Source organism: Pseudarthrobacter sp. NPDC092202 (assembly GCF_044755505.1).
GTDB lineage: Bacteria > Actinomycetota > Actinomycetes > Actinomycetales > Micrococcaceae > Arthrobacter.
The window spans coordinates 673,685-698,109 of record NZ_JBIVRG010000001.1; the positions used below are offsets into that span (position 1 = coordinate 673,685).

Annotated in this window: 19 protein-coding genes and 1 riboswitch; of the genes, 11 read left to right on the forward strand and 8 right to left on the reverse strand. The window is 67.4% G+C overall.

Features of this window, described 5'->3' with window-relative positions; all coding sequences use genetic code 11:
• Positions 1 to 11: 11 nt before the first annotated feature.
• Both ACIQF4_RS03150 and ACIQF4_RS03155 read right to left on the reverse strand, forming a co-directional pair.
• Entirely contained in the window at positions 12 to 794 is a 783-nt protein-coding gene (locus ACIQF4_RS03150) for a fused MFS/spermidine synthase (protein WP_350002586.1), read from the reverse strand.
• Positions 791 to 2,020 (reverse strand): aminotransferase class I/II-fold pyridoxal phosphate-dependent enzyme, encoded by a 1,230-nt coding sequence (locus ACIQF4_RS03155; protein WP_350002585.1) that lies wholly within the window; start codon positions 2,018 to 2,020, stop codon positions 791 to 793. Before ACIQF4_RS03155 ends, ACIQF4_RS03150 begins: the two co-directional genes overlap by 4 nt.
• Before the next feature lie 43 nt (positions 2,021 to 2,063).
• On the opposite strand from ACIQF4_RS03155, the gene coaD reads away from it, so the two are divergent.
• The 5 genes from coaD to mutM all read left to right on the forward strand — a co-directional run bounded on the left by coaD (position 2,064) and on the right by mutM (position 5,172).
• On the forward strand, positions 2,064 to 2,564 hold the full coding sequence (gene coaD, locus ACIQF4_RS03160) for a pantetheine-phosphate adenylyltransferase (protein WP_350002584.1): 501 nt from the start codon (positions 2,064 to 2,066) through the stop codon (positions 2,562 to 2,564).
• Positions 2,565 to 2,687: 123 nt separating this feature from the next.
• Positions 2,688 to 3,212, forward strand: coding sequence for a DUF177 domain-containing protein (locus ACIQF4_RS03165; RefSeq protein ID WP_082874416.1), 525 nt, complete (start codon positions 2,688 to 2,690; stop codon positions 3,210 to 3,212).
• 36 nt (positions 3,213 to 3,248) lie between these two features.
• On the forward strand, positions 3,249 to 3,452 hold the full coding sequence (rpmF, locus tag ACIQF4_RS03170; RefSeq protein WP_009356569.1) for a 50S ribosomal protein L32: 204 nt from the start codon (positions 3,249 to 3,251) through the stop codon (positions 3,450 to 3,452).
• Positions 3,453 to 3,473: 21 nt separating this feature from the next.
• Positions 3,474 to 4,196: a ribonuclease III gene (gene rnc / locus ACIQF4_RS03175; protein ID WP_350002583.1), complete on the forward strand. Its 723-nt coding sequence runs from the start codon at positions 3,474 to 3,476 to the stop codon at positions 4,194 to 4,196.
• Between the two features lie 4 nt (positions 4,197 to 4,200).
• Positions 4,201 to 5,172, forward strand: coding sequence for a bifunctional DNA-formamidopyrimidine glycosylase/DNA-(apurinic or apyrimidinic site) lyase (gene mutM, locus ACIQF4_RS03180; protein ID WP_350002582.1), 972 nt, complete (start codon positions 4,201 to 4,203; stop codon positions 5,170 to 5,172).
• 35 nt (positions 5,173 to 5,207) lie between these two features.
• Here mutM and ACIQF4_RS03185 read toward each other — a convergent pair whose 3' ends face one another.
• Genes ACIQF4_RS03185 through ACIQF4_RS03195 form a run of 3 tightly spaced genes read right to left on the reverse strand, consistent with a single transcriptional unit; the run spans position 5,208 to position 9,981 of the window.
• Complete coding sequence (locus tag ACIQF4_RS03185) at positions 5,208 to 6,179, reverse strand: NAD-dependent epimerase/dehydratase family protein (RefSeq protein ID WP_350002581.1); 972 nt, start codon at positions 6,177 to 6,179, stop codon at positions 5,208 to 5,210.
• On the reverse strand, positions 6,176 to 8,965 hold the full coding sequence (locus ACIQF4_RS03190) for an alpha/beta fold hydrolase (RefSeq protein ID WP_400514327.1): 2,790 nt from the start codon (positions 8,963 to 8,965) through the stop codon (positions 6,176 to 6,178). The genes ACIQF4_RS03185 and ACIQF4_RS03190 overlap by 4 nt, the downstream gene beginning before the upstream one ends.
• On the reverse strand, positions 8,959 to 9,981 hold the full coding sequence (locus tag ACIQF4_RS03195; RefSeq protein ID WP_231456838.1) for a 3-oxoacyl-ACP synthase III: 1,023 nt from the start codon (positions 9,979 to 9,981) through the stop codon (positions 8,959 to 8,961). Before ACIQF4_RS03195 ends, ACIQF4_RS03190 begins: the two co-directional genes overlap by 7 nt.
• 233 nt (positions 9,982 to 10,214) lie before the next feature.
• Between ACIQF4_RS03195 and smc the strand changes: the two genes are divergently transcribed.
• Together smc and ftsY are read left to right on the forward strand one after the other, a co-directional pair.
• Positions 10,215 to 13,802 carry a chromosome segregation protein SMC gene (gene smc / locus ACIQF4_RS03200; RefSeq protein ID WP_400514329.1) on the forward strand — a complete coding sequence of 1,196 codons (3,588 nt, stop codon included), beginning with the start codon at positions 10,215 to 10,217 and terminating at the stop codon, positions 13,800 to 13,802.
• A gap of 75 nt (positions 13,803 to 13,877) precedes the next feature.
• A complete protein-coding gene (ftsY, locus tag ACIQF4_RS03205) occupies positions 13,878 to 15,086 on the forward strand; it encodes a signal recognition particle-docking protein FtsY (protein ID WP_400514331.1) in 1,209 nt (402 codons plus the stop codon).
• Between the two features lie 49 nt (positions 15,087 to 15,135).
• Here the strand turns inward: ftsY and ACIQF4_RS03210 are convergent, their stop codons facing one another.
• Positions 15,136 to 16,374 (reverse strand): MFS transporter, encoded by a 1,239-nt coding sequence (locus ACIQF4_RS03210; RefSeq protein WP_400514333.1) that lies wholly within the window; start codon positions 16,372 to 16,374, stop codon positions 15,136 to 15,138.
• Between the two features lie 234 nt (positions 16,375 to 16,608).
• Between ACIQF4_RS03210 and ACIQF4_RS03215 the strand changes: the two genes are divergently transcribed.
• Both ACIQF4_RS03215 and ACIQF4_RS03220 read left to right on the forward strand, forming a co-directional pair.
• Positions 16,609 to 17,970: an ammonium transporter gene (locus ACIQF4_RS03215; RefSeq protein WP_400514335.1), complete on the forward strand. Its 1,362-nt coding sequence runs from the start codon at positions 16,609 to 16,611 to the stop codon at positions 17,968 to 17,970.
• Complete coding sequence (locus ACIQF4_RS03220; protein WP_066276845.1) at positions 17,967 to 18,305, forward strand: P-II family nitrogen regulator; 339 nt, start codon at positions 17,967 to 17,969, stop codon at positions 18,303 to 18,305. The genes ACIQF4_RS03215 and ACIQF4_RS03220 overlap by 4 nt, the downstream gene beginning before the upstream one ends.
• A gap of 142 nt (positions 18,306 to 18,447) precedes the next feature.
• Here the strand turns inward: ACIQF4_RS03220 and ACIQF4_RS03225 are convergent, their stop codons facing one another.
• Entirely contained in the window at positions 18,448 to 19,851 is a 1,404-nt protein-coding gene (locus ACIQF4_RS03225; protein ID WP_350002574.1) for a glucose-6-phosphate dehydrogenase, read from the reverse strand.
• 117 nt (positions 19,852 to 19,968) lie between these two features.
• Between ACIQF4_RS03225 and ffh the strand changes: the two genes are divergently transcribed.
• Both ffh and ACIQF4_RS03235 read left to right on the forward strand, forming a co-directional pair.
• Positions 19,969 to 21,552: a signal recognition particle protein gene (gene ffh, locus ACIQF4_RS03230; RefSeq protein WP_400514337.1), complete on the forward strand. Its 1,584-nt coding sequence runs from the start codon at positions 19,969 to 19,971 to the stop codon at positions 21,550 to 21,552.
• A 105-nt stretch (positions 21,553 to 21,657) separates the two neighbouring features.
• A complete protein-coding gene (locus tag ACIQF4_RS03235) occupies positions 21,658 to 22,389 on the forward strand; it encodes an alpha/beta hydrolase (RefSeq protein WP_400514339.1) in 732 nt (243 codons plus the stop codon).
• A 71-nt stretch (positions 22,390 to 22,460) separates the two neighbouring features.
• On the opposite strand, the gene thiC is transcribed toward ACIQF4_RS03235, so the two are convergent.
• A complete protein-coding gene (gene thiC / locus ACIQF4_RS03240) occupies positions 22,461 to 24,290 on the reverse strand; it encodes a phosphomethylpyrimidine synthase ThiC (protein WP_400514341.1) in 1,830 nt (609 codons plus the stop codon).
• Positions 24,285 to 24,392, reverse strand: a riboswitch (TPP riboswitch). (Overlaps the previous gene by 6 nt.)
• Between the last annotated feature and the right edge of the window lie 33 nt (positions 24,393 to 24,425).

A 24,425-nucleotide genomic window follows, 5' to 3' on the forward strand; every position in this document is an offset into this window, starting at 1 on the left:
CCGGTCATCGGTCACCCCGCGAAAGGGTCCAGATCCACCCCGGCCAGGACTTTTGCCGGGTGCGGTCCACGGGCAGCCAGTTCCGCGCTCCATTCCCTGGGCCACGGGGCCTGCGTGCCCGCAAGGATAATGTTTCCGGGATAGCGGCCCTCGAACATGCCCGTTTCAGCAAAGGCAGCCACATCCGCCATGGCCTCCCGCATCTCCGCCACCTGGCTCCGGACCAGTGTGAGCCCCGGTTCGTCACCCACATTGACAATCAGCACACCGGCGGGGCTGAGCCGGTCCCGCAATTCCCGGTAGAACGCGCTGCATGCGAGGTGCGCCGGCGCCTCCGGCCCGGAGAAGATATCCAGGATGACCACGTCGAACCGGAGTTCCGGGTCCAGCCGGGCCAGTGCTTCCCGGGCGTCGCCGATGACAGTGTGGAGATCCGTGCCCTCGGGCAGGGGGAGCTGGCGCAGGACAAAGTCAAGCAGCTCGCGCTCCAGCTCCACGGCGTACTGCGCCGATCCCGGCCGGGTTGCCTGGATGTACCGGGCCAGAGTCAGTGCCCCGGCTCCCAGATGCAGCGAGCGTACAGGATGGCCGGCAGGTGCTGCCAGGTCCACCAGGTGGCCGATCCGGCGGAGGTACTCGTAAAAGATCTCCTCCGGCCGGGCAAGGTTGACGTGGGACTGTTCGGCCCCGCCGATGCTCAGGACGTAGCTGCCCTCTGTGAAAGCATCCGGTTCGATGGACGCGTGCTGCCCCGTGGTCCGCAGGAACCGGGTCCCGCCCCCGGCGGGTATCAAAGCCTGCCCCTGAGGGAAGCGAGGCGTTCGGCAGCCTCGTGGAGGATTCCGGACTTCTTGCAGAAAGCGAACCGGAGCAGGCTTCGGGTCCGCTGCGCACCTTCGGCGTGGCAGAACACGGGCACGGGGATCGCCGCGACTCCCACCAGCGCCGGAAGCCTCCGCGCCAGGTCCACGGAGTCGGTGATGCCCAGGGGAGCAGTGTCCACGTTGACGAAGTAGGTGCCCTGCGGGGAAAAGACGTCGAACCCCGCGGCGCGGAGCCCTTCGCTCAGGATGTCGCGCTTCAGTTGCAAGGATGACGCGATGCCTTCGTAGAAGGAGTCCGGCAGGGCCAGCCCCAAGGCTATGGCCGACTGGAACGGGGTGCCCGAACTGTACGTAAGGAACTGCTTGACCGTCCGCACGCCGGCCACCAGGTCTTCCGGGCCCGTGAGCCAGCCGATCTTCCATCCTGTCAGGGAGAACGTCTTGCCCGCAGAGGAGATGGTGATGGTGCGGTCCGCGGCGCCGGGCAGGGATGCCACCGGCAAGTGGCTGACGCCGAACGTGAGGTGTTCGTAAACCTCGTCCGTGACGATGATGCTGTTGTGCCTGCGTGCCAGGTCGACGATCCGCTGCAGCACTTCCCGCGGAAATACAGCGCCGGTTGGATTGTGGGGGTTGTTCAGGAGGACAACCTTCGTCCGCGGGCTGAAGGCGGCTTCCAGCGCTGCCATGTCCGGCATGAAGTCCGGGGCCAGCAGAGGGGCGGTCACGTGGGTTGCGCCGGACAGGCCGATCACCGCGCCGTAGGAATCGTAGAAGGGCTCAAGGGTCAGAACCTCGTCGCCGGGCCCGGCGAACGCCAGGAGCGAGGCGGCAATGGCCTCGGTGGCGCCGGTAGTGATGACTACCTCGGTGGCGGGATCCGGCGACAGGCCGTAGAAGCGCTGCTGGTGGACCGCCACTGCTTCCCGCAGTTCCGGGATGCCTTTGCCGGGCGCATACTGGTTAGCGCCTGCCGAGATGGCGGACCTGGCCGCTTCCCTGATTTCCAGCGGTCCGTCCTCATCCGGAAACCCCTGGCCGAGGTTGATGGCGCCGGTCTGGACAGCAAGGGTGGTCATTTCCTCGAAGATGGTGACGCCAAGCGCCCCGCCAGGGGAGAGGAGGTTCGCTCCGAGGGCCGTGCGCTGCCAGGGAGCGGGGGCCGTGGGCGCGGAAACTTCCCGTGGTGCATGCATCCAGTCATGGTATCCCGGCCATTCCATGGGGTAGGTTCGGAGCATGAGACGCGCTGTCTGCCCCGGATCCTTCGACCCCATCCACAACGGCCATCTCGAGGTTATTGCACGTGCGGCCGGCCTCTTCGATGAGGTCATCGTGGCCGTTTCCACCAACCAGGCCAAGCAGTATAAATTCGCCCTGGCCGAGCGACTGGAAATGGCACGGGAAACCCTCGCCTCACTCAAGGGCATCGTGGTGGAACCCGTAGGGGAAGGGCTGCTGGCCGAGTACTGCCGGCAGCGCGGGGTCTCAGCCATCGTCAAAGGCCTGAGGTCATCCTCGGACTTTGACTACGAACTGCCCATGGCCACTATGAACCGCCAACTCAGCGGCGTGGAAACAGTCTTCCTGCCGGCCGAAGCTCACTACCTTCATCTGTCCTCCACCCTCATCAAGGAGGTGGCAGGCCTTGGCGGCAATGTGTCCGATTACGTGCCCCGGTCAGTGCAGCGGCGGATGCTCGCGGGCGAGCCTCCGCGCAACCAGCAGCCGAAAGGGTAGGCTTGTCCGGTACTTCGGCGCTGTGCGCCGGCCGGTTTGAGTCCCCGTGGCTCTTCAGGCTAAGATGGTACGTCGGTCATATGTTCAACAGGAGTTCTCATTAAAAGAGATGCTGGTTCGCCCTTGGCGTTCGACGTCAAGGACCTCGGGCGCAGCCCGGGAAGCATGCGGACGCTGAAGGAACATGTACCCGCACCAGGTGACCTTGGTGTGGCGCTCATTGGCGTTCAGGAAGGCTCGGATGTCGAGCTGGATCTGAGGCTTGAGGCCGTACACGAAGGAATTTTGGTATCAGGTACTGTCCTCACCGAGGTAACGGGTGAGTGCGGCCGATGCCTGGATCCCCTTGCGTATGACCTTGAGGTCAATGTGCAGGAACTTTTCTTCTATGAAGGCGTGGAGCTTTCGGACGAAGAAGATAATGAAGAGCAACGTCGAGTCGAGCACGATGTAATCGATCTTGAACCGGTGTTGCGGGACGCAGTGGTGACCGCGCTGCCGTTCCAGCCGGTGTGCCGGGAAGACTGCCAGGGCCTTTGCTCCGAATGCGGAGTTCGCCTGGAAGACGAGCCGGGGCACCACCACGAGGTCCTGGATCCTCGCTGGGCTGCCCTAGCTGATATGGCTAAGCCTGACCGGCAAAATTGATTTGTACGTGTTTGTCTAGAGAGAAATGAGTTAGCCGTGGCTGTTCCCAAGCGGAAAATGTCTCGCTCGAATACCCGCGCCCGCCGCTCCCAGTGGAAGGCGACCGCCCCCCACCTGGTGAAGACCGTCGAGAACGGCCAGGTCACCTACAGCCTGCCGCACCAGGCAAAGGTTGTCACCGACTCGGCCGGCACTGCGCTGTTCCTTGAGTACAAGGGACGCAAGGTCGCTGACGTCTAATCGGCCACTCAGGCTGACATGATGTCTTCAACTGAAGAGCTTTTGAAGCGTCTCGGTGTCTCTATTGACGCCGGGACGCTTCGTCTTGCGCTCACCCACCGTTCCTACGCCTACGAAAACGGCGGCATTCCCACGAACGAGCGCCTGGAATTCCTGGGCGACTCCATCCTGGGTTTTTCCGTCACGGACGCGCTGTACCGGGACAACCCGGACCTTCCCGAAGGCGACCTGGCCAAGCGGCGCTCCGCCGTCGTCAGCACGCGGGCGCTGGCCGGCATCGGCCGCAGCCTGGGCATTGGGGATTACATCTACCTTGGGCAGGGCGAAAAGCTCACCCAGGGCAAGAACAAAGCGTCCATCCTGGCGGACACCATGGAGGCGCTGATCGGCGCCACGTACGTCTCCAACGACATCGAGACAGCACGCCAGCTGGTCATGCGCCTGATCGGCCCGCTGCTCAAGGACGCCGCAGCCCTGGGTGCCGGGACGGACTGGAAGACCAGCATCCAGGAACTGGCCGCCAGCCGCCAGCTCGGCACCATCCACTATGCCGTGGATGGTTCCGGGCCGGACCACGCGCGGACCTTTACGGCAGTCCTGCATGTTGGCGGTACCGCTTACGGCAAGGGCTCCGGCCACTCGAAGAAGGAAGCGGAGCAGGAAGCGGCGGCCGACGCCTGGCGGGTGCTCTCCGGAGCCGGCAACCCTCCGGGGGCAGCCGCGTCTCCCGTCCCCGCCACCTAGCGCCGTGCCCGAACTTCCCGAAGTCGAAGTGGTCCGGCGCGGGCTGGTGAGCTGGGTCCGGGGACGGACCATCGACGCCGTGGAGGTGGTCGATTCACGGTCAGTCCGCCGCCACGCGCTGGGCCCCCAGGACTTCATCGGGAACCTGGAAGGCGCCACCGTCCTGGACGTTGTCCGGCGGGGCAAGTTCCTCTGGATGCCGCTCCTGGACACCAGTGCCGGCGGCTCTGCGGAAACCCCGGGCAGTGCCGGCATCCCGCAGGTGGCGCTCATGGCGCATCTGGGCATGAGCGGCCAGCTCCTGATGCAGGGCGGGGAGGTGCCGGACGAAAAGCACCTCAAAGTCCGTTTCCGGCTCAGCCCACGGGACGGCATGCCCGGGCAGTTGCGGTTCGTGGACCAGCGGATCTTCGGCGGCCTGTTCGTCACCGACCTGGTTCCAACGGACGACGGCGGCCCGGGCGGACTCGCTGAATCACCCCTTCCGCTGATCGCGGCGGAAGCGGCGCACATCGCACGGGATCCGCTGGACCCTGCATTCTCCTTCGACCTTTTCTACCGGCGTCTCCGGAAACGCAAAACGGGGCTGAAGAGGGCATTGCTGGACCAGGGCCTGATATCCGGCATCGGCAACATCTACGCCGATGAAGCCCTCTGGCGCGCCCGGCTGCACTACGCGCGGCCCACGGACACGTTGCGGCGTGCCGAGGCCGAACGGGTCCTCGCGCAGGCCCGGGAGGTCATGCTGGACGCCCTCGCCGCCGGCGGGACCAGCTTTGACTCCCTCTACGTGAACGTCAACGGCGCCTCCGGCTACTTCGACCGGTCCCTGAACGCCTATGGCCGCGAAGGCCTCGAATGCAAGCGCTGCGCCGCAGCCGGCATCTCCAGCCGCATGAAGCGCGAGCAGTTCATGAACCGCTCGTCCTACACCTGCCCTGCCTGCCAGCCCCGTCCGCGGAACGGCCGCTGGTAGCGGAAAGCTCCCGGCAGGCCGGATAAGGCTGCCGCCTACCGGGCGCGGTAGTGTCCGGCCAGCTTCGCCAGGCCCTCGTCAATGGATACTGCTGGTGCCCAGTCCAGGAGCCTGCGGGTTTCACGCTGGTCGAACCAGTGGGCGGTGGAGAGCTGCTCAGCGAGGAACCTGGTCATCGGCGGTTCCCCGGGGCGCCCGGACCGGGTCCAAAGAACTTCGATCAGCGATCCTGCTGCCCGTGCCAGGCCGCCTGGCGCCGACCAGGAGGGTGCCGGAACGCCGCCGGCGGCGCAGATGCCCGCGAGCAGCTCGCCCACAGGCCGGGGTTCACCGTTGCTGACCACGAGCGCCCGGCCGTGGATGTGCTCCATGCGGTGCAGCGCCGCGACGATGGCCGAGGCCGCGTTGTCCACATAGGTCGTATCGATCAGGGCGGCCCCGTCGTCGAGCAGCGGCAACCGGCGGCGGCGTGCACGGTCCAGTACACGTTCCACCAGCTGGGTGTCCCCGGGGCCCCAGACGATGTGCGGGCGCACCGCTGCGACCCGGAAATCCGGCGAGTCAGCTGCCAGGGCAAGAAGTTCGGCCCTGGCCTTGGTGCGCGAATATTCCCCGTGCGCCCGGTCCGGGTCCGCCGGTTCGGCGCCCAGTCCCGCTATTGCGGCCCCCGAATTGGCCACGGACGGCGAGGAAACAAAGACCACGTCCTGTGCGCCCGCCGCACGGGCCGCACGGAGCAGGCGGCGCGTGCCTTCTACATTCACGGCGTTGAATTCTGTTGCCTTGCCCGTAAAGGAGACCTTGGCCGCCAGGTGGATAATTCCCTCTGCGCCGGCAACGGCCCGGCGGACCGCGTCGTCGTCCGTGATGGACCCGGTAAGGTCCGTGGCGCCGTCGACCCCGGCGGGGCGCCGCTGGAAGGTGGTCACGGTGTGGCCCTGGCGGACCAGCAGCCGGGCCACCTCGCCGCCCAGCAGGCCGCTTGCGCCGGTGACGAGGACCCTCACGGCCTGCCCGCCCGCCCGCCGGCCAGCACCGCACCAGCCCACAGGGAGAGGCGGGTGCGGTCGATCTTGGCGTTGTGGCGGATGTCGGTGGGTTGGGCGGGAACAACGAGGACGGCGGAGACGCTGACGCCCGCCGCACGGGCCGCTTCCCGGACCCGCGCTGCCAGTTGCGGCGCGGCAGGGCCGGCGCGGCGGGTGCGCGGCACAGTCTCGACGACGGCCACCACGGCCTGCGTCCCGGAAGGGCCGACACCGGTGACGGCGGCCAGCCCGACGCCGTCCAGCCTTTCGATGGCCTGTTCGGGGCCAACCGGTGTCACAACGGTGTTCGGCGCGGTCACCACATGTGCCAGGCGTCCCTCCACCCAGAGCCGCCCGGCACTGTCGAAGTGCCCGACGTCGCCGGTGCGGTGCCACCCAGCCGTGCGGCTGCTCTCGCGCTGGGTCAGCCAGAGCCTGTCGTAGGTTTCCTTCACATGCGGGGCGCTCACCAGGATCTCCCCGGTGACTCCCGGCTCCGTGACGGGGATGTTGCCGGGGGCGGTGCCGTCCGCGGCAAGCGGAATGACGGCGACGCGGGCGCCGTGCACCGGAAGCCCCACGCACACGCCATTGCCCGCTCCTGCCATGTTTCCGGCGGCAGCGTCTGCGGCGGCGGTACGGATCTGTTCAAGGCTGATGTCCGTGACGGGCAGTGCCTCGGTCATTCCATAGGGGGTGTGCAGCGAGGCACGGGGCACCAGCCGCTGCATCTCCGCAAGGAGCGGCTCGGGTACGGGGGCGCCGGCCGAGAGGAGCAGCTCCACGCGGCCCAGGGCCTGCCGGCCGGCGGGACCCATCCTGTTTTGGGTGGCGAGGACGTTGCGCAGTGCCGCGGGGGAGGCGAAGACCACGGTGGCATTGATGGCCGCAGCGGCATCCGCGAGTGCGCGGGCTGTCAGGGTCCGCGGTGCGGTGACGTCCATGGCTGGCGTCACGGAGACGGCCCCCAGGGCCGGTCCCAGCAGCGCGAAGGGCGCGAACCCGGCCACCACGCGCCCGCCGGGACGGATCCCCAGCGTCGCGGCAACGCTGTCCCGCATGGCCGCCAGCCGCCGCTGCGTGTACACCACGCCCTTGGCGGGTCCGGTGGATCCGGAGGTGAAGAGCACCGCCGCGGGCGCATCCGGGTCCGGGTCCTGAGGCGCCGGCGCCGTTCCGGCGGGGACGCTGCCCCGGCGGGCCAGTGCGGCCAGGGAGGTCTCGACGGCGAGGAGCCGGCGGCGGGCAGCCGGCAGGTCCTTCACACTGATGCGGCGCCCCGGCCAGCCGAGCACCGATGCTGCGGCGAGGGCCTTGTCGATGCCGATAAGGAAGTCCGGGGCGGCGCCTTTGACGGCGCGGCTGAGGCCGCGGGTGCCGAGTCCGGCGTCCGCGACCACCACCACTGCGCCCACCCGGAGGCAGGCGTAAAGGACCACTGTCAGGTCCACGCCGGGTGGAACCATGAGGCTCACCCGGCTGCCCGTCCGCACGCCCGCCTGCCTGAGTCCGGTGGCGAGGGCGGCGATCCGCTGTTCAAGCTCCTGCCAGCTGAGGGCACGGGAGACACTTCCGTCCGCAGCCATCTCGGCGACGGCGGTGTCCCCGCCGGCCGGTCCTGCAGCGAGCTGCGTCAGCGGCGCCCACAGGGGAGTGAAGCCGGTGCCGGAATCTACCGCAGGGGAAGACACAGCAGAAGGGGGCACAGCACGGGCAGGCACAGCAGGGGAGGGCGCGGCATGGGGAGGCACAGCAGGGGGAGGTGCTGCAGGGGACTGGGCAGCCGGCGGCGGACCACCCGCGGACACCGTCCCGGCACCGACAGGTGTCCTGTCCCCGCCGTACCCGGCGAGCCAGTCGAAGACGGGACCGGCGATATCCCGGTCTTCCGCGACCAGGTGGCCCGCACCTTCGAAGCGGTGCACTTCCGCGGCAGGCAGGCGGCCGATCAAGTCCTTGAGGTAGCGGTCCGAAAAGATCGGGTCCCGCGGTCCCCAGAGCAGCAGCGCCGGAACGTGCAACCCGGACAGCCCGCCGGCGACGCGGCTGAGCGCGGCAAAGCTTGGATGGGACGCGTCGGCGGGGATGTCCGCGACGAAGTTCCCCACACCCTCGCGGCGGCCGGGGCCCAGATACGGGGCCATGAACGCGCGGCGGACCTCGGGGGCAAGCGGCGGGCGGGCCAGGGAATGGGTCACCCGCAGGAAAGCGTCCGACGTCGTTGTGCCCCACCTGTGCACCGCGGGGTGCAGTGCAAGCCGCAGCGCCGGCGGGATGGGCGAGCCCGGAGGCTGGTGGACGGCTGTGTTGGTCAGCACCACGCCGGCGAGCTGCTGCGGATGGGCCAGCGCCCAGCCAAGGCTGACAACGCCGCCCCAGTCGTGGCCAACGGTGACCACCGGGCCGTCCAGCCCCAGCGCATCGGTGAGGTCGCCGAGATCATTGATCCGGTCCGCCAGCCGCCGGAACGTCCCGGTCCGCTCCGAGAAGCCCATGTCCAGCTGGTCCACGGCCACTACGCGCCAGGGCTGTTCTGCACGGGATCCGGCGGCCAGCAGCGTCCGCCACAGGTAGGACCAGGTCGGGTTGCCGTGCACGCACAGCAGGGTGCCGGCGGGGGCCAGGCCGCGCCGGGACAGCTGGGGCCCGTTGTCCAGCAGGTGCCAGCGGCGTACCGTTCCGCGGTCATCCGCGGCAGAGGTGGACGTAACGTCGATTTCGCGCGACCATTCCGGGTCGACGCCTGTCCAGTCTGCGGTTACCAAACGATTTCCACCATGGCGGTGTTGAGGCCGGACCCAACGCCCATGCACAGCACGCGGTCCCCTTCGTCAAGGTTCTGCGCTTCGGCGGCCAGGGTCATCGGCAGGGATGCCGGGCCTACGTTGCCCCAGTGCGGGAAAGTGATGGGCACCTTGTCCGGGTCCAGGTCGATAGCGTCAACGATGGCCTGGGTGTAGGCCGTACTCACCTGGTGCGTGACATAACGGTCCATCGAGCCCCAGTCCCACTCCGGCTGGGCCTCGTGCCACGCGTCAAGCACGAGCTGCAGGCCGCCGTCGAGCAGGCCCTTCGTGTCGGTGGCCATGCCGTCGATGCCACCCACGCACAGCTCATGGTGCTCCGTGCCGGCCCGCATCACGCCACCAAGGATCCGGTGTGCCCCCGGGTGTTCATCCGCCGGCCCCAGGACGGCAGCAGCGGCTCCGGAGCCCAGGGTAAGCGTGGCGAACTCGCGGTTGAAGTCCTCCCGGGTTGTCTCCGGCCGCTGCAGCCTGGCCAGGGTTGCCTCCTGCGTGGCCTGGGCATCCTCACCGTTGACGATCACCGCGTACTTGATCTGGCCGGAGTCGATCATGTTGGCGGCCAGGGTCATGCCGTTGACGAACCCGAGGCAGGCGTTGGCGACGTCGAAGTTCATGGCGGAGGAGGGGAGGCCAAGCCCGTGGTGGACCTTGACCGCGACGGACGGTTCGAGGTTCCGCCGCGTGACGGACGTGTTGATCAGCAGTCCCACCTCGGATGCTTCGATGCCGGAATCGGCCAGGGCCTTTGCGCCCGCCTCAATGGCGGCGTCGTCGAACGAGGTCCCGGGGGCCCACCACCGGCGGTGCGTGACACCGGCCACCCGTTCGAGCAGCCTGGGCGGGAACTTCAGCCGGCGCAGGGTGGATGCCAGCCGGTGGTCGAATTCCGTGGAACTGACAATCCGCGGAGCCTGGACGCCGATCACCGAGAGCAGAGCGGTGTTGCGGTGCCGGAATGTTGCATTCCCTATCAAATCAAGCCTCTGTTCGTGTCCGTCCTGTGCTGTGGCGGGTAACCGCCCCCTCAAGCACAAAGCCCAAGGACTAATCATGCCCGGTGGTGGTCCATTCCTGCACATGCCCAGCAGGACATCCGGCCCGGCCCGGCCGGGCTTCTGCGCGAAAATGTCCCGGCCCCGCAGTAGATTGTAGGTATCCGTGGCTGTCCCCACCATCCGCGTCCGCCGAGCAGGAGAACCGAAACGCCTTGCACCTCAAAAGCCTGACCGTCCGGGGGTTCAAGTCATTCGCGTCCGCCACCACCTTCAATTTCGAGCCTGGGGTTACCGCGGTGGTTGGCCCCAATGGATCCGGAAAGTCCAACGTGGTGGACGCCCTGGCCTGGGTTATGGGGGAGCAGGGTGCCAAGACCCTTCGCGGCGGGAAGATGGAGGACGTCATTTTCGCCGGCACCTCGGGCCGGCCGCCCCTGGGCCGGGCCCACGTGTCGCTGACCATCGACAACACCGACGGCGCCTTGCCCATCGAGTACAGCGAAGTGACCATTTCGCGGACCCTGTTCCGTTCGGGCGGCTCCGAATACGCCATCAACGGTGCAGGCTGCCGCCTGCTGGATATCCAAGAATTGCTCTCCGATTCCGGCCTCGGCCGCGAGATGCACGTCATTGTGGGCCAGGGCCAGCTTGACCGCGTCCTGCACGCCACACCGGAGGACCGCCGGGGCTTCATCGAGGAAGCGGCGGGCATCCTGAAGCACCGCCGGCGCAAGGAAAGAACGGTGCGCAAGCTGGACGCCATGCAGGCCAACCTGCAGCGGCTCAACGACCTCACCGGAGAAATCCGCCGCCAGCTCACACCCTTGGGAAAACAGGCCGAAGTGGCCCGCCGGGCCCAGCGCGTGCAGTTCGATGTCCGCGATGCCCGCGCCCGCCTCCTGGCAGACGACCTCGTCCAGCTTCAGCTGGCCCTGGAAAAGGACGTAGCGGACGAGGCTGCCCTGAAGGAACGCCGGACACTCGCTTCCGGGCAGCTGGAGGCCGGCCGCAGGCAGCAGGCGGCCCTGGAACAACGCGCAGCTGAAGCAACCCCCCAGCTGAACGCCGCCAGGGACACCTGGTACCGCTTGTCCGCCACCAGGGAACGCCTGCGGTCCCTGGGCTCACTGGCGCAGGAACGCAACAGCCTCCTGGGTTCTGTGGAGGCCCCGGCGCCCGGCCGTGATCCGGAACAGCTGGAACGCCAGGCCGCCAGGGTCCGTGAGGAACTTGCCGAACTCGAGCGTGGCATCCTGGACCGGCGAGCCGCCCTTGAGGCAGCCTCAGCGGACAAGGCTGAAGCCGAACGCGCCGCCCTGGAAGAGGACAAGCGGCTCACCGCAGAACTCCGTGCGGCAGCCGACCGGCGTGAGGGGCTGGCCCGCCTGGCCGGCCAGGTGGCAGCGGCAAGGTCACGGGTGGAATCCGCCCAGGCGGAACTGGGCAGGCTGCGCGAATCACTTGCCGCAGGAACCGAGCGGCGGGCCCGCGCCCAGGCCGAATTCACCGCCCTGGAAAACCAGGTGGCGGGCGTGGAGGAAGGGGAGGAATCCCTCGACGCCGACTACGAGGCCGCCAGTGCGGCCCTGGACACGGTGATCCAGAAGATCGAGGGCCTCCAGGCAGCTGTCAGCGAGGGGGTCCGCAAGCGGGACGCCTTGGTGGCGCGGCGGGACGCCCTGAAGCTTGGCCTCGAACGGAAGGACGGTGCCAGCCACGCCCTGCACGCAGGCCTCGATGGGATCCGGGGGTCCCTGGCAGCGCACCTGGCCGTGACACCGGGCTTCGAGACCGCCATCGCCGCTGTCCTGGGCGAGGCTTCCGAGGCAGTCCTGGTCCAGGATGAGGCCACCGCTGTTGCCGTGATCCAGCTTCTTAAGGACAACGACGCCGGGCGGGCGTCGCTGCTCGTCGCCACGGCAGCGGCCGCTGCGGCAAAGGCGGGGGACGCCACAGCCGCCCTCCCATCGGGGGCCCAGTGGGCAACGGACCTCGTCACGTGTCCTTCCCCCTGGACGCCCCTCGTGGCGCACCTGCTGTCCGGCACCGCCGTCGTGCCCGACATCCAGGCTGCCTCCGCCCTGGTCGCGGCCCACCCGGAGCTGACTGCCGTGACCCGGGCCGGAGACATCTTTACAGCCCTTTCAGCCACCGGCGGCTCGGCGAAGGCGCCGTCCCTCCTGGAGGTGCAGGCCGCAGTGGACGACGCCGAGAACGAGCTTGCCAGGGTTACCGCGGGCCTGGAGCGGGACAGGTTCGCCCTGGCCGGCGCCGAGGCTCAACGCGCCGAGGCGCAGGAGCGCGCCGACGCCGCACTGGACAGGCTGCATGACTCGGATGCCAGGCTGGCCGCCGTCGCAGAACGCCTGGGCCACCTGAACTCCGTCCTTCGCAGCGCGGTCGGGGAGAGCGACCGCCTCGCAGCATCGCTGGCCAAAGCCGAGGAAAACGTTGCCGCAGAGGAGCAGGCGCTCGCTGCCGTCACCGCACGCCTGGCGGCAGCCCAGGAAGTCCCGCTGGAACAGGAGCCCTCCACCGGGCACCGCGATGCGCTGGCACTGGCTGCCTCACACGCCCGGAGCGCCGAGGTCGAGGCGCGGCTGTCGCTCCGCAGCGCCGAAGAGCAACTCACGGCCACTGGGAACCGGGCCGCTTCCCTGGAGCGTGCAGCCGCCACGGAACGCAGGGCACGCGAGGAAGCTGCCGAACGGGCCCGGATCCGCCGCATCAAGGCGCGGCGGGCAGCTGCAGTTTCCGCCGCCGCCGGCCTGGCGCTCCGCTATGTAGACGTGTCCGTGGACCTGGCACAGCATGAGCGGGACCTGGCGGAAGAGAACCGGGAGCAGAGGGACCGGGAGCTCGCGGAGATCCGGACCGCAAACGAAGTGCTCGCCCGTGAACTCGCCGACCTCACGGACAACGTCCACCGTGACGAGCTCGCCCGGACCCAGCAGAAGGCACGGATCGAAGCCCTGGAAAGCCGGTCCATCGACGAGCTGGGGATAACCCCGGACGCCCTGGTGGCCGAGTTCGGGCCGGACGTCCCGGTTCCGGTTCCCGCCGGGGAGAGCGGGGACAAGTGGGCGGCCCTTCGCGCCCCCGTGGACCACACCGGCGCGGACATTGTCGAGGGAAAGCCCTACGTCAGGGCAGAGCAGGAAAAACGGCTGCGGAAAGCGGAGCGGGACCTCGCCGGCCTGGGCAAGGTCAACCCCCTGGCGCTGGAGGAATTCGCCGCGCTGGAGGAACGCCACCAGTTCCTGAGCAGCCAGCTGGAGGACCTGAAGGCCAGCCGGAAGGACCTCCTGGACATCATCAAGGAGGTGGATGACCGGGTCCAGCGGGTCTTCACGGAGGCGTTCGAGGACACTCAGGCCCAGTTCACCAGGGTCTTCGCCAGGCTCTTCCCGGGCGGCGAAGGGCGGCTGGTCCTCACCGACCCCGCCGATATGCTCGCCACCGGCATCGAAGTCGAGGCCCGCCCTGCCGGCAAAAAGATCAAACGGCTTTCGCTCCTGTCCGGCGGCGAACGCTCACTGACCGCGGTGGCCCTGCTCGTGGCCATCTTCAAGGCGCGGCCTTCACCGTTCTACGTGATGGACGAGGTGGAAGCTGCGCTGGACGACACCAACCTGGGCCGGCTCATCACGATCTTTGAAGAACTCCGGGAATCCAGCCAGCTCATCGTCATCACCCACCAGAAGCGGACCATGGAGGTCGCCGACGCCCTGTACGGCGTCACCATGCGCGGTGACGGCGTCTCCACCGTGATCAGCCAGAGGTTGGGGGCCGAGGTCTGACCCGGCCGGCGTAACGGCAGGTCAACTGCCTTCCCGGCCCCAAAAGAGCCCCGGCGTCTATGAGAAGCTAGGGGTGTGAATGACATCCTTCCCATAGTTCTGTCCATCCTTGCTGCCCTGGTGGTTCTCGGCGGGCTGATTCCGGTCTTCCTGAGGACCCGGAAGAACATCACGCGCTACCCCGGCCCGCGGGACGCCAACGACCCCGTCCTGCCCCGGAGCGGCAGCACGGCCGTGGAGGACCGGCCGGGTGCGGTGGCAGACCGCACGGCCCCTGGCGGCGCGGACCTGGACGGGCTGGAGACCACCGAGGTCCCGGACAACGCCGCAGGCCTCGAAGTCATTCCAGTGGAGACCCCGCTGCCTGTGGCAGGCCGGCTGGTCCGCCTCCGCGAACGGCTGGTCCGCTCCAACAACGTTATGGGCAAGGGACTCCTGGCCCTGCTTTCCAGTGACAAGATCGACGAGAACGTTTGGGACGAAGTGGAGGAAACGCTCCTCCTCGCAGACCTGGGCACCGAGCCCACCATGCAGCTCGTGGACGCGTTGCGCGAGCGGGTCAAGGTGCTGGGCACCCGGACTCCTGAACAGGTCAAACTTCTCTTGCGGGAGGAGCTCATCAAGCTGGTTGATCCCACCATGGACCGCACGCTCAACGTCCAGCGGCATGCGGACCGGCCTGCCGTGATGATGGTGGTGGGCGTGAACGGCGTCGGCAAGACCACAACCGTCGGCAAGCTTGCACGCGTGCTGGTGGCCGAGGACAAGGACGTCCTGCTGGGCGCCGCGGACACCTTCCGTGCCGCCGCTGCCGAACAGCTCGCAACGTGGGGCCAGCGCGTCGGCGTTCCCACCGTCAAGTCGGACATCGACGGCGCGGATCCGGCCTCGGTTGCCTACGAAGCGGTCAAGGCCGGCATCGACCAGGAAGTCGACGTCGTGATGATTGATACCGCCGGACGGCTCCAGAACAAGGTTGGCCTGATGGATGAGCTCCGGAAGGTCAAGCGGGTTGTGGAGAAGCTCGCTGAAGTGGACGAGGTCCTCCTGGTGCTGGACGCAACCACCGGCCAGAACGGCCTGAACCAGGCCCGTGTGTTCTCTGAAGTGGTCAACATCACCGGCATCGTCCTCACCAAACTGGACGGAACCGCCAAGGGCGGCATCGTCGTCGCAATCCAGAAAACCCTCGGCGTCCCGGTGAAGCTGATCGGCCTTGGAGAAGGGGCCGACGACCTTGCCCCCTTCGAGGTTGAGGGCTTTGTGGACGCACTGCTGAACTAGCCGCAGCCGCACCCGGAGCCTGCCCTGGCGGCCTGAAGGCAGCCCGCCGTCAGGCCCCGGGCTTCCGCAGGCTCTCCCGCGTGGCAAGCCATGTGCCCGCCGCAACCACCATGATGCCTCCGGTCACTCCGAACGCCCAGCCGTAGCCCAGCCGGTCAGCCAGTACTCCGGCCAGGACCGGCCCAACAATCGCGCCGACGTCGGACGTCATCTGGTAGACGGCCAGCACCTTGCCTCCGGACCGCCCGTTCCCGATCACATCGGCGACCGCGGCCTGCTGTGCCGGGCCGAAAAGGCCCGAGCCGACGCCAGCCAACGCGGATGCTGCCAGGAACCAGCCCAGTCCGGTGGTGAAGCCGATGGCAGCCGTGGAGGCACCGGCCACGAGCAGCCCGGCCACCATCATGGGCTTGCGGCCCAGGGTGTCGGCCAGCCGGCCCGAGAACGTCAGCGCCGCAGCGTTGCCGGCGGCAAAAACAGCCAGCGCAAACCCCGCCGCCTCAGGCCCTGCGCCGAGGGCTGCAACGGCAAACAGCGGAACGGTGGCCATCCGGACGCCGAAAGTGGCCCAGCCATTGACGAAGCTGGAAACCAGCGCTGTCCGGTACGTGCCCGCGGCAAGGGCCTCGGCCAGGGGCATATCGGCACGGTCCTGCTGCGGCCCGGTGCCCCGGCGCTGATGGCTCAGCTGCGTCTGGACCACGACGGCGGCCACCACCAGGGCCGCGGCGTAGGCCAGGAACGGAACCCGCAGGCCGAATCCTGCCAGCAGGCCGCCAACGATCGGCCCGCAGACGTTCCCGATGAGGAAAGCGGACGCGTAGGCACCTGAGACACGGCCCCTGCTTTCCGGCGGCGCGAGCCGCACCACCAGCGCCATCGACGCGACCGTGAACATCACTGAGCCGGCGCCGCCAAGCCCGCGGAACAGCAGCAGCTGCCAATAGTCCTGCGCGAAGGCGCACGCAGCCGTGGACGCCGCCACGATCAGCAGTCCCGTGACGTAGACGGGGCGTTCGCCGAGCCGGCCTATCAGGGCGCCTCCCGCAGGGGCAAAGACCAGCCGCATGAACGCGAAGATCGCCACGATCACGGACGCTTCGGTATTTCCCACCCCGAAGGTTGTGGCAAATTGCGGCAACACGGGGGCAACAAGGCCGAATCCCAGCGCAATCAGGAAGGCTGCGGCCAGCATCACCTTGATGTCGCGCGGGAGCTTCTGCCTGTCCTTGCGCAGCAGGGAAAAAATCCGCGATGTTGCGCGGCTCACGCGGGCATCTGCCGTCATGGTCCAGTGGTCCTTGCGTATGTGGGTGCCGGGCTTCGGCGGGAGCGGTGAAACATAACCGTAACAAGCCAGATATGCACCATTTACTTCCTAGAGGTTGTTGTAACAGCCCCGCAATACAAATCCTCCGCGGCCGAAACACAGCGCCGACACACTCGTTACAGGACGCAAAAGGCGTTGGCAGGCGGATCAGCTCCGCAATTTTTGACCAAACAGATAAGAGAGGCGTGCACCATGGAACTTACCGCAGGTCACGTATGGATCATGGTGTCGGCGGCGCTCGTGCTGTTGATGACACCGGGTCTGGCATTTTTCTACGGCGGCATGACCCGGGCCAAGGCCGCGCTGAACATGATGATGATGAGCTTCATCTCCATCGGCATGGTGGGCGTCATCTGGGTCCTGTGGGGTTACTCGATGACCTCCGGGGACGGCTTCCTCCAGATGGTGGGCAACCCGTTCGCCAACTTCGGGCTTGAAGGCATCGACAGCCCTGACGGGCTCATCACGGTAGGCTTCGGCGCCACCTTTGCCATCATCACGGTGGCCCTCATCAGCGGCGCCATCGCGGACCGCGCCAAGTTCGGCGCCTGGACCGTCTTCGTTCCGGTCTGGGTCACGCTGGTCTACTGCCCGCTTGCCTATATGGTGTGGGGCGGCGGCCTCTTCAGCACCGAAGGCGCTGTTGGTGCGGCACTCGGCGAGGCCATCGACTTCGCCGGCGGCACTGTGGTCCACATCAACGCCGGTGTTGCTGCCTTGATCCTCGTCTTCATCGTCGGCAACCGCCGCGGCTTCGGCAAGGACCCCAACCACCGCCCGCACAACATCCCGTTCGTGATGCTCGGCGCTGCAATTCTCTGGTTCGGCTGGTTCGGCTTCAACGGCGGCGCTGCCTCCACTGCTGAGCAGGGCGGGCTCATCTGGGTCAACACCCTCGCCGCCCCGGCCGCGGCAATGCTCGGCTGGCTGGTCACGGAGCGCATCCGCGACGGCCACCCCACTTCGCTCGGTGCAGCGTCCGGCGTGGTCGCAGGCCTTGTTGCCATCACCCCCGCCTGCGCCAACGTCAGCCCGGTCGGTGCCCTTGGCCTGGGCGTCGTGGCAGGCGTCGCCTCCGCCCTGGCAGTGGGACTGAAGTTCCGCTGGGGCTTCGATGACTCGCTCGACGTCGTGGGTGTCCACCTGGTCTCCGGCATCATCGGCACCGTGGCCCTTGGCTTCATCGCCCTTCCCGAGGAAGGCGCCGGCGGCGGCCTCTTCTACGGCGGCGGCATGGCCCAGATGTGGGCACAGCTGGCGGCAGCGGGCATCGCCATCGCCTACTCAGCAATCCTGACCACCATCATTGCCCTGGCCATCCACAAGACCATGGGCTTCCGGGTCTCCCAGGAACAGGAAACGGTGGGTGTGGACCTCAGCCTGCACGCCGAGACCGCCTACGAGTTCGGTGTCGGGGGACACGGCGGAAGCTTCCAGCCCCTGCACGACATGATCACCGGAAAGACCCAGACGGACCCTGCGCAGGCATCCGACGCAGCAACGGGTGCGCAGAAGACCGAATCAGCAACAGGTAAGGAAAGCGTGGGGGCATGAAACTGATTACAGCGATCGTCAGGCCGGAAAAGCTCGAAGCCATCCGGGAAGGACTGGAGGCCTATGGCGTGCAGGGCCTGACGGTCAGCGCGGCCAGCGGCTACGGCCGGCAGCGCGGCTATACCGAGGTCTACCGCGGAGCGGAGTACAACGTGGATCTGCTGCCAAAGATCCGCGTGGAGGTCCTGGCCACGAACGAGCAGGCGGACGACATCCTCGATGTCATCATCGCCAGCTCCAACACCGGCCGGGCAGGTGACGGCAAGGTCTGGACCATGGATGTCTCCGAAGCCGTCCGGGTCCGCACCGGTGAACGCGGCGTCGCCGCAATCTAGGGCGGGCGGCACTCTACGGAAAAATCCGTGAACAGGCGTCAAAGAGCGGGCAGGAAACCCACGGGTTTCCTGCCCGCTCTTCCGTCGTTTAGGGGCAGGCCCGGAAATCTTCGCCGGGCAAGCCCCCCGAAGCCGCCGCGGTTCAGTCCCTTGGCACTGCGGTGGGCCACGCTGCGGGACCGGCAGAGCCGGCGTCGTACTCCTCCAGCGGGACCGTGTCCTGCTGCCAGGCCTTCAAAACCGGCTCCACGATCCGCCAGCACTCCTCCGCCGTGTCTCCGCGGACGGACAGCAGCGGATCGCCCGCGAGCACCCCTTCCAGGACTTCCCCGTAAGGGAGGAGATCGGAGCCGCTGAGCTCGGTTTCCAGGGTTGCCCGGCTGAGGCTGAAGATGTTGCCGGGCCCATTGACGTCGACGTCGAACCTCAGGGTGTCCGGGCCGAAACCAATGCGCAGCTTGTTGGGGGAGTCAACGCCGGTAAAGCCTTGGGGCAGGTGGGGCACCGGGCGGAAGGTCACCACCGCCTCCTTGCGCTTGGCGCCCAGCGCCTTGCCGGACCGGAGAATGAACGGGACCCCGTTCCAGCGCCAGTTGTCGATATTCACCTGGATCTCGGCCAGGGTCTCGGTTCCCCGCCCGGCGTCCACGCCTTCCTCCCGGGCGTAGTCCGGAACGTCCTTGCCCCCTGCATGGCCGGCTGTGTAGCGGGCCCTGCGGGTGGACCCGGCATAGGGGACCGGGACGCTGCTGGCCCGCAGGACAGTGGAAATGGCATCCCGCAGGTCCCGTTCACCGATGGTGGCCGGAGGCTCGATGGCCAGCAGCGCCATGATCTGCAGCAGGTGGCTCTGGATCATGTCCCGCAAGGCGCCGGCGCCGTCGTAGTAGCGGGCCCGGCCCTCCAGCGCGAGGTCCTCGTCAAAGATGATCTCCACCTTTTCCACATGGTGGCGGTCCCATACCGGTTCCAGGAAGTTATTGGCGAAGCGCAGGCCCAGGATATTCAGCACCGTGGCCTTGCCCAGGAAGTGGTCCACCCGGTGGACGTGGTCTTCGGGGACCAGCCGAACCAGTGTCTGGTTGAGCGAGCGGGCCGACTCCTCGCTGGAACCAAAGGGTTTCTCCATCACCAGCCGCGTGCCCGGCGGGACCTGTTCCGGACGAAGGGACTCGCAGGCAAGCTGGCTGATGCGCGGCGGCAGGGCAAAGTAGACGGCGGTGGGCCCGTCAAGCGTGCCGAGAAGCGAGGCCAGGGCCCCCTCTGCGGTGACATCCACCTGGTGGTACACCGTTTCCTTCTCCAGGGCCTGGAGGGCTTCCTTTCCCTCGGTACCTGCGGACGCGGCGGCAGCCTCGAAGGACGCGTGCACCCGTTCCCGCCACTGCTCGGGGGTCCAGGGATCGGATCCGGCACCCACCAGCCGGAGGCCCGCAGCGCGTCCCCTCGCTGCCAGGCGCGCCAGTCCCGGCAGGAGCAGCCGCCCCGTCAGGTCTCCCGAGGCGCCGAGGATGAGCAGGGTCTTCACAGTTGGTTGGCTCGTCATCTGGCCAGCATGCCACCTTGCGGGCCCGGCTTGGTACCCTAGATAGTCGAGTCCGGATCATCAACAGCCTTTGATCATCCACTGCCCTGATCATCCACTGAAAGAAGTGCACGTCGCGTGTTCAATTCACTCTCTGACCGGTTGACAGCAACCTTCAAGAACCTGCGCGGTAAAGGCAGGCTTACTGAAGCCGACGTCGATGCCACAGTCCGCGAGATCCGCCGCGCCCTTTTGGACGCCGATGTTGCCGTTCCGGTTGTCCGTGAGTTCACCGGCCGGGTGCGGGAACGCGCCTTGGGCGCTGAGGTTTCCGGTGCACTGAACCCGAGCCAGCAGATCGTCAAGATCGTCAACGAGGAACTCGTGGAGATCCTCGGCGGCGAAACCCGCCGGATCCGCCTGGCCAAGAGCGGGCCCACCATCATCATGCTCGCGGGCCTCCAGGGTGCCGGCAAGACCACCCTCGCCGGCAAGCTGTCCAAGTGGCTGAAGGCACAGGGCCACAGCCCCATGCTCGTGGCCTGCGACCTCCAGCGCCCCAACGCTGTGACGCAGCTGCAGATCGTTGGCCAGCGCGCCAAGGTGCCCGTCTTCGCACCGCATCCCGGGGCCACCTACACCGAGCTCGAGCACCCGGCCGGGGACCCGGTTGAGGTGGCGCGTGCCGGTGTTGAGGAAGCGCGCCAGAAACTCCACGACGTCGTGATCGTGGACACTGCCGGCCGGCTGGGCGTCGACGCGGACATGATGGAGCAGGCGCGACAGATCCGCCGCGCAATCGTGCCCAACGAGGTCCTGTTCGTCATCGACTCCATGATCGGCCAGGACGCCGTCAACACGGCGCTCGCCTTTGATGAAGGCGTCAACTTCACCGGCATCGTGCTGTCCAAGCTCGACGGCGACGCCCGCGGCGGTGCCGCGCTGTCCGTGGCGTCGGTCACCGGCAAGCCCGTCATGTTTGCGTCTACGGGCGAAGGCCTGGACGACTTCGAGCTCTTCCACCCGGACCGGATGGCCTCCCGCATCCTTGACATGGGTGACGTCCTCACCCTGATCGAGCAGGCCGAGAAGTCCTGGGACAAGGACGAAGCCGCCCGGATGGCGAAGAAGTTCGCCGACCAGGAGGACTTCACCCTTGACGACTTCCTGGCCCAGATGCAGCAGATCCGCAACATGGGCTCCATGAAGAAAATGCTCATGATGATGCCGGGTGCCCAGAACATCCGCCAGCAGCTGGAGCAGTTCGACGAACGCGAAATTGACCGCGTTGAGGCCATTGTCCGTTCCATGACGCCCCATGAGCGCGTGGCCCCCAAGATTATCAACGGCTCCCGCCGTGCCCGCATCGCCCGCGGTTCCGGCGTCCACGTTTCCGAGGTCAACGGCCTGCTGGAGCGCTTCGCGCAGGCCCAGAAGATGATGAAGAAAATGGCCCAGGGCGGGATGCCGGGCATGCCCGGAATGCCTGGCTTGCCCGGGGCCGGTGGCGGTGCCCGGAAGAATGCCAAGAACGCGCCGAAGAAGAAGGCCAAGTCCGGAAACCCGGCCAAGGCCGCGCAGGAGCGCAAGGACGCCGAGGCCCGCCGGGCGAACGCCGCCAAGGCGCTGCCCACCGGCGCGGCCTTTGGTCAGCAGGCGGGCGACTTCGACCCCTCCCAGCTGAACCTGCCCAAGGGCTTCGACAAGTTCCTCGGCAAATAAGCACCCCTTGCCCAACTAAGTAGCAGCAGATGTCGTTTTGAGGGCTCAAACCGACATCTGCTGCTACTTACATGGGATGTCGGGGCCGTGGAATAGGGTTGGGTCATGTTCAAGCAGAGGGTAGTGTTCGTGCACGGCGCGGGCAGCTTCGGTGCCGCGGCCTGGCCCCGCCAGCACGGCGTGGCCCTGTCCTACGACGCCCTGTTCCTGCGCCGCCACGGCTTCGATCCCCTTGCCGATCCCACGGAGTCCTCGTTCGAGGAGGACACACGCATCCTGCTGAGCTCCCTGGGGGACGACGGCAGGGGCATCGCCGGCGGACATGTCGTGGCGCATGCGCAGGGCGCCATCGCAGCCATGATGGCCGCCGTCGAACGTCCGGACCTTGTCTACTCGCTGACCCTGGTGGAGCCAGCCTGCCTGTCCCTGACCGCTGAACTGCCGGCCACGGCAGCGCACATCGGGCTGATGCAGCCCCTTTTCAACGTCCGGCATCAATTGAGTGACGAGGATTTCCAGCGCGAGTTCGTCCGCAGGGTCTATGCCACGGACCTGCAGCAGCCGGTGACCGCCGAGGAGAAGCGCTCCGCCAGGCGGCTGCGGCTGCAGGCACCTTCCTGGGAAGCCCCGCTGCACATCGTGCCCGGCGTGCCGACGCTCGTCCTGACCGGCGGCTGGGAGCCGCTGTACGAGGAGATCGCAGGCTACCTCCGCGAGACAGGGGCGTTCCACCGCACGGCCGCCGGCGGCCACCGGCCCCATGACTCCGTTGAAGGGGACCGCATCATCCGCGCGTTCATCAGCGACGCCAGCCGCCTGCAGGCGCGCGCCTCCTGACGCCTGGGCCTGATCCATATAAGTCCGTCCGGCCGGCCCCCAATGACCAGCCGGACGGAACCTGCGGGCTGCTACCGCCGGCCGCCCGGCGGAACGCTCAGCGCCGGAAGGTAAACCTTCCCGCCAGCGGCCAGGAATTCCTCGCTCTTGCCCCGCATGCCGGCTGCGGCTTCAGCCAGGGCGGCCTGGGCCTCTGCGGAGCCGTATTCGTCCCTGATGTCCTGGCTGATCCGCATGGAGCAGAACTTGGGCCCGCACATGGAGCAGAAGTGGGCGGTTTTCGCCGGTTCGGCCGGAAGGGTCTCGTCGTGGAAGGCCTCGGCCGTCTCCGGGTCCAGCGACAACGCAAACTGGTCACGCCACCGGAACTCGAAGCGTGCCTTGGAGAGCGCGTCATCCCGTGCATGCGCGCCGGGATGGCCCTTTGCCAGGTCCGCGGCGTGCGCGGCGATCTTGTACGTGATCACTCCCGTCTTGACGTCGTCCCTGTTGGGCAGTCCCAAATGCTCCTTGGGGGTGACGTAGCACAGCATTGCCGTGCCGTAGCGGGCAATTTCCGTTGCGCCAATGGCTGAGGTGATGTGGTCATAGCCCGGCGCCACGTCGGTCACCAGAGGGCCCAGTGTGTAGAAGGGCGCGCCCTTGCACAGCTCCTGCTGGCGTTCAACGTTCTCCCGGACCAGGTGGAACGGGACATGGCCCGGGCCCTCCACCATCACCTGGACGTCGTACTCCCAGGCGCGCTGCGTGAGCTCGGCGAGGGTGTCCAGTTCGGCAAACTGGGCTGCATCGTTAGCATCGGCCGTTGCCCCCGGCCGGAGCCCGTCGCCCAGGGAAAACGCGACGTCGTACCTCGCGAAGATCCCGCAGAGCTCGTCGAAGTGCGTGTACAGGAAATTTTCCCGGTGATGGGCCAGGCACCAGCCGGCCATGATGGACCCGCCGCGGGAGACGATGCCGGTGACGCGGTTGGCGGTCAGGGGAACGTACCGGAGCAGCACGCCTGCGTGGATGGTCATGTAGTCCACGCCCTGCTCGCATTGCTCGATTACGGTGTCACGGAAGATCTCCCAGGTCAGGGCGTTGGCTTCGCCGTTGACCTTCTCCAGGGCCTGGTAGATGGGGACGGTGCCGATGGGAACCGGGGAGTTGCGGATGATCCATTCCCGGGTGGTATGGATGTCATCCCCGGTGGAGAGGTCCATGACGGTGTCTGCGCCCCACCGTGTTGCCCACTGCAGTTTGTCCACCTCTTCGGCGATCGAGCTGGTGACCGCGGAGTTGCCGATGTTGGCGTTGATTTTCACCAGGAAGGCCTTGCCAATGATCATCGGCTCGGATTCCGGGTGGTTGATGTTATTGGGAATGATGGCCCGGCCTGCGGCCAGTTCGCTGCGGACCAGTTCAACATCGCAGTTCTCGCGCAGCGCCACGAAGCGCATCTCCGGGGTGATCACGCCCTGCCGTGCGTAGTGCATCTGGGTGACGGTCCGGCCGTCGACGGCGCGGCGGGGCACCGGAGGTGCTCCTTTCCACTCTGCGCTGGCGGCGCCGCGGCGCACAGCCGAGCGGCCGTCGTCGAGCAGGTTCCTTTCCCTGCCGCTGTACGCTTCCGTGTCTGCCCGCTGTTCGATCCAGTCCTTGCGGACAGGAGGAAGGCCTTGAACGGGGTCGCTCCCCGGACCGGCGGTCCGGTAGGTCCGGAACGGCTGGTTTGGCACGCCGTTGGGGGACGGCTCCAACGCAATTTCGGTCACGGGAACACGGATCCCGTTCCCGGCGTCCTCGAGGTATGCCAGGGAGTGGGATTTCAGGGATTGCGTTACGGGGGGCTGGTTGCCGGCAGGGCCGGCACCCGGGTTGTTGAGGGCAGGGTTCAGCTGCTGATGGGGTGTACTCAAGGAATACTCACTTCCTTCGCCGGCATTACCCGGACAGGTTCGACGGTCGCAGGCTGCGGCAGCCCGATCTCAGCCCCTGCAGGGGCACCCGTGTGGTCAGGATGAAAGCTACCACAGGCCTTGACGCGGGGCGTG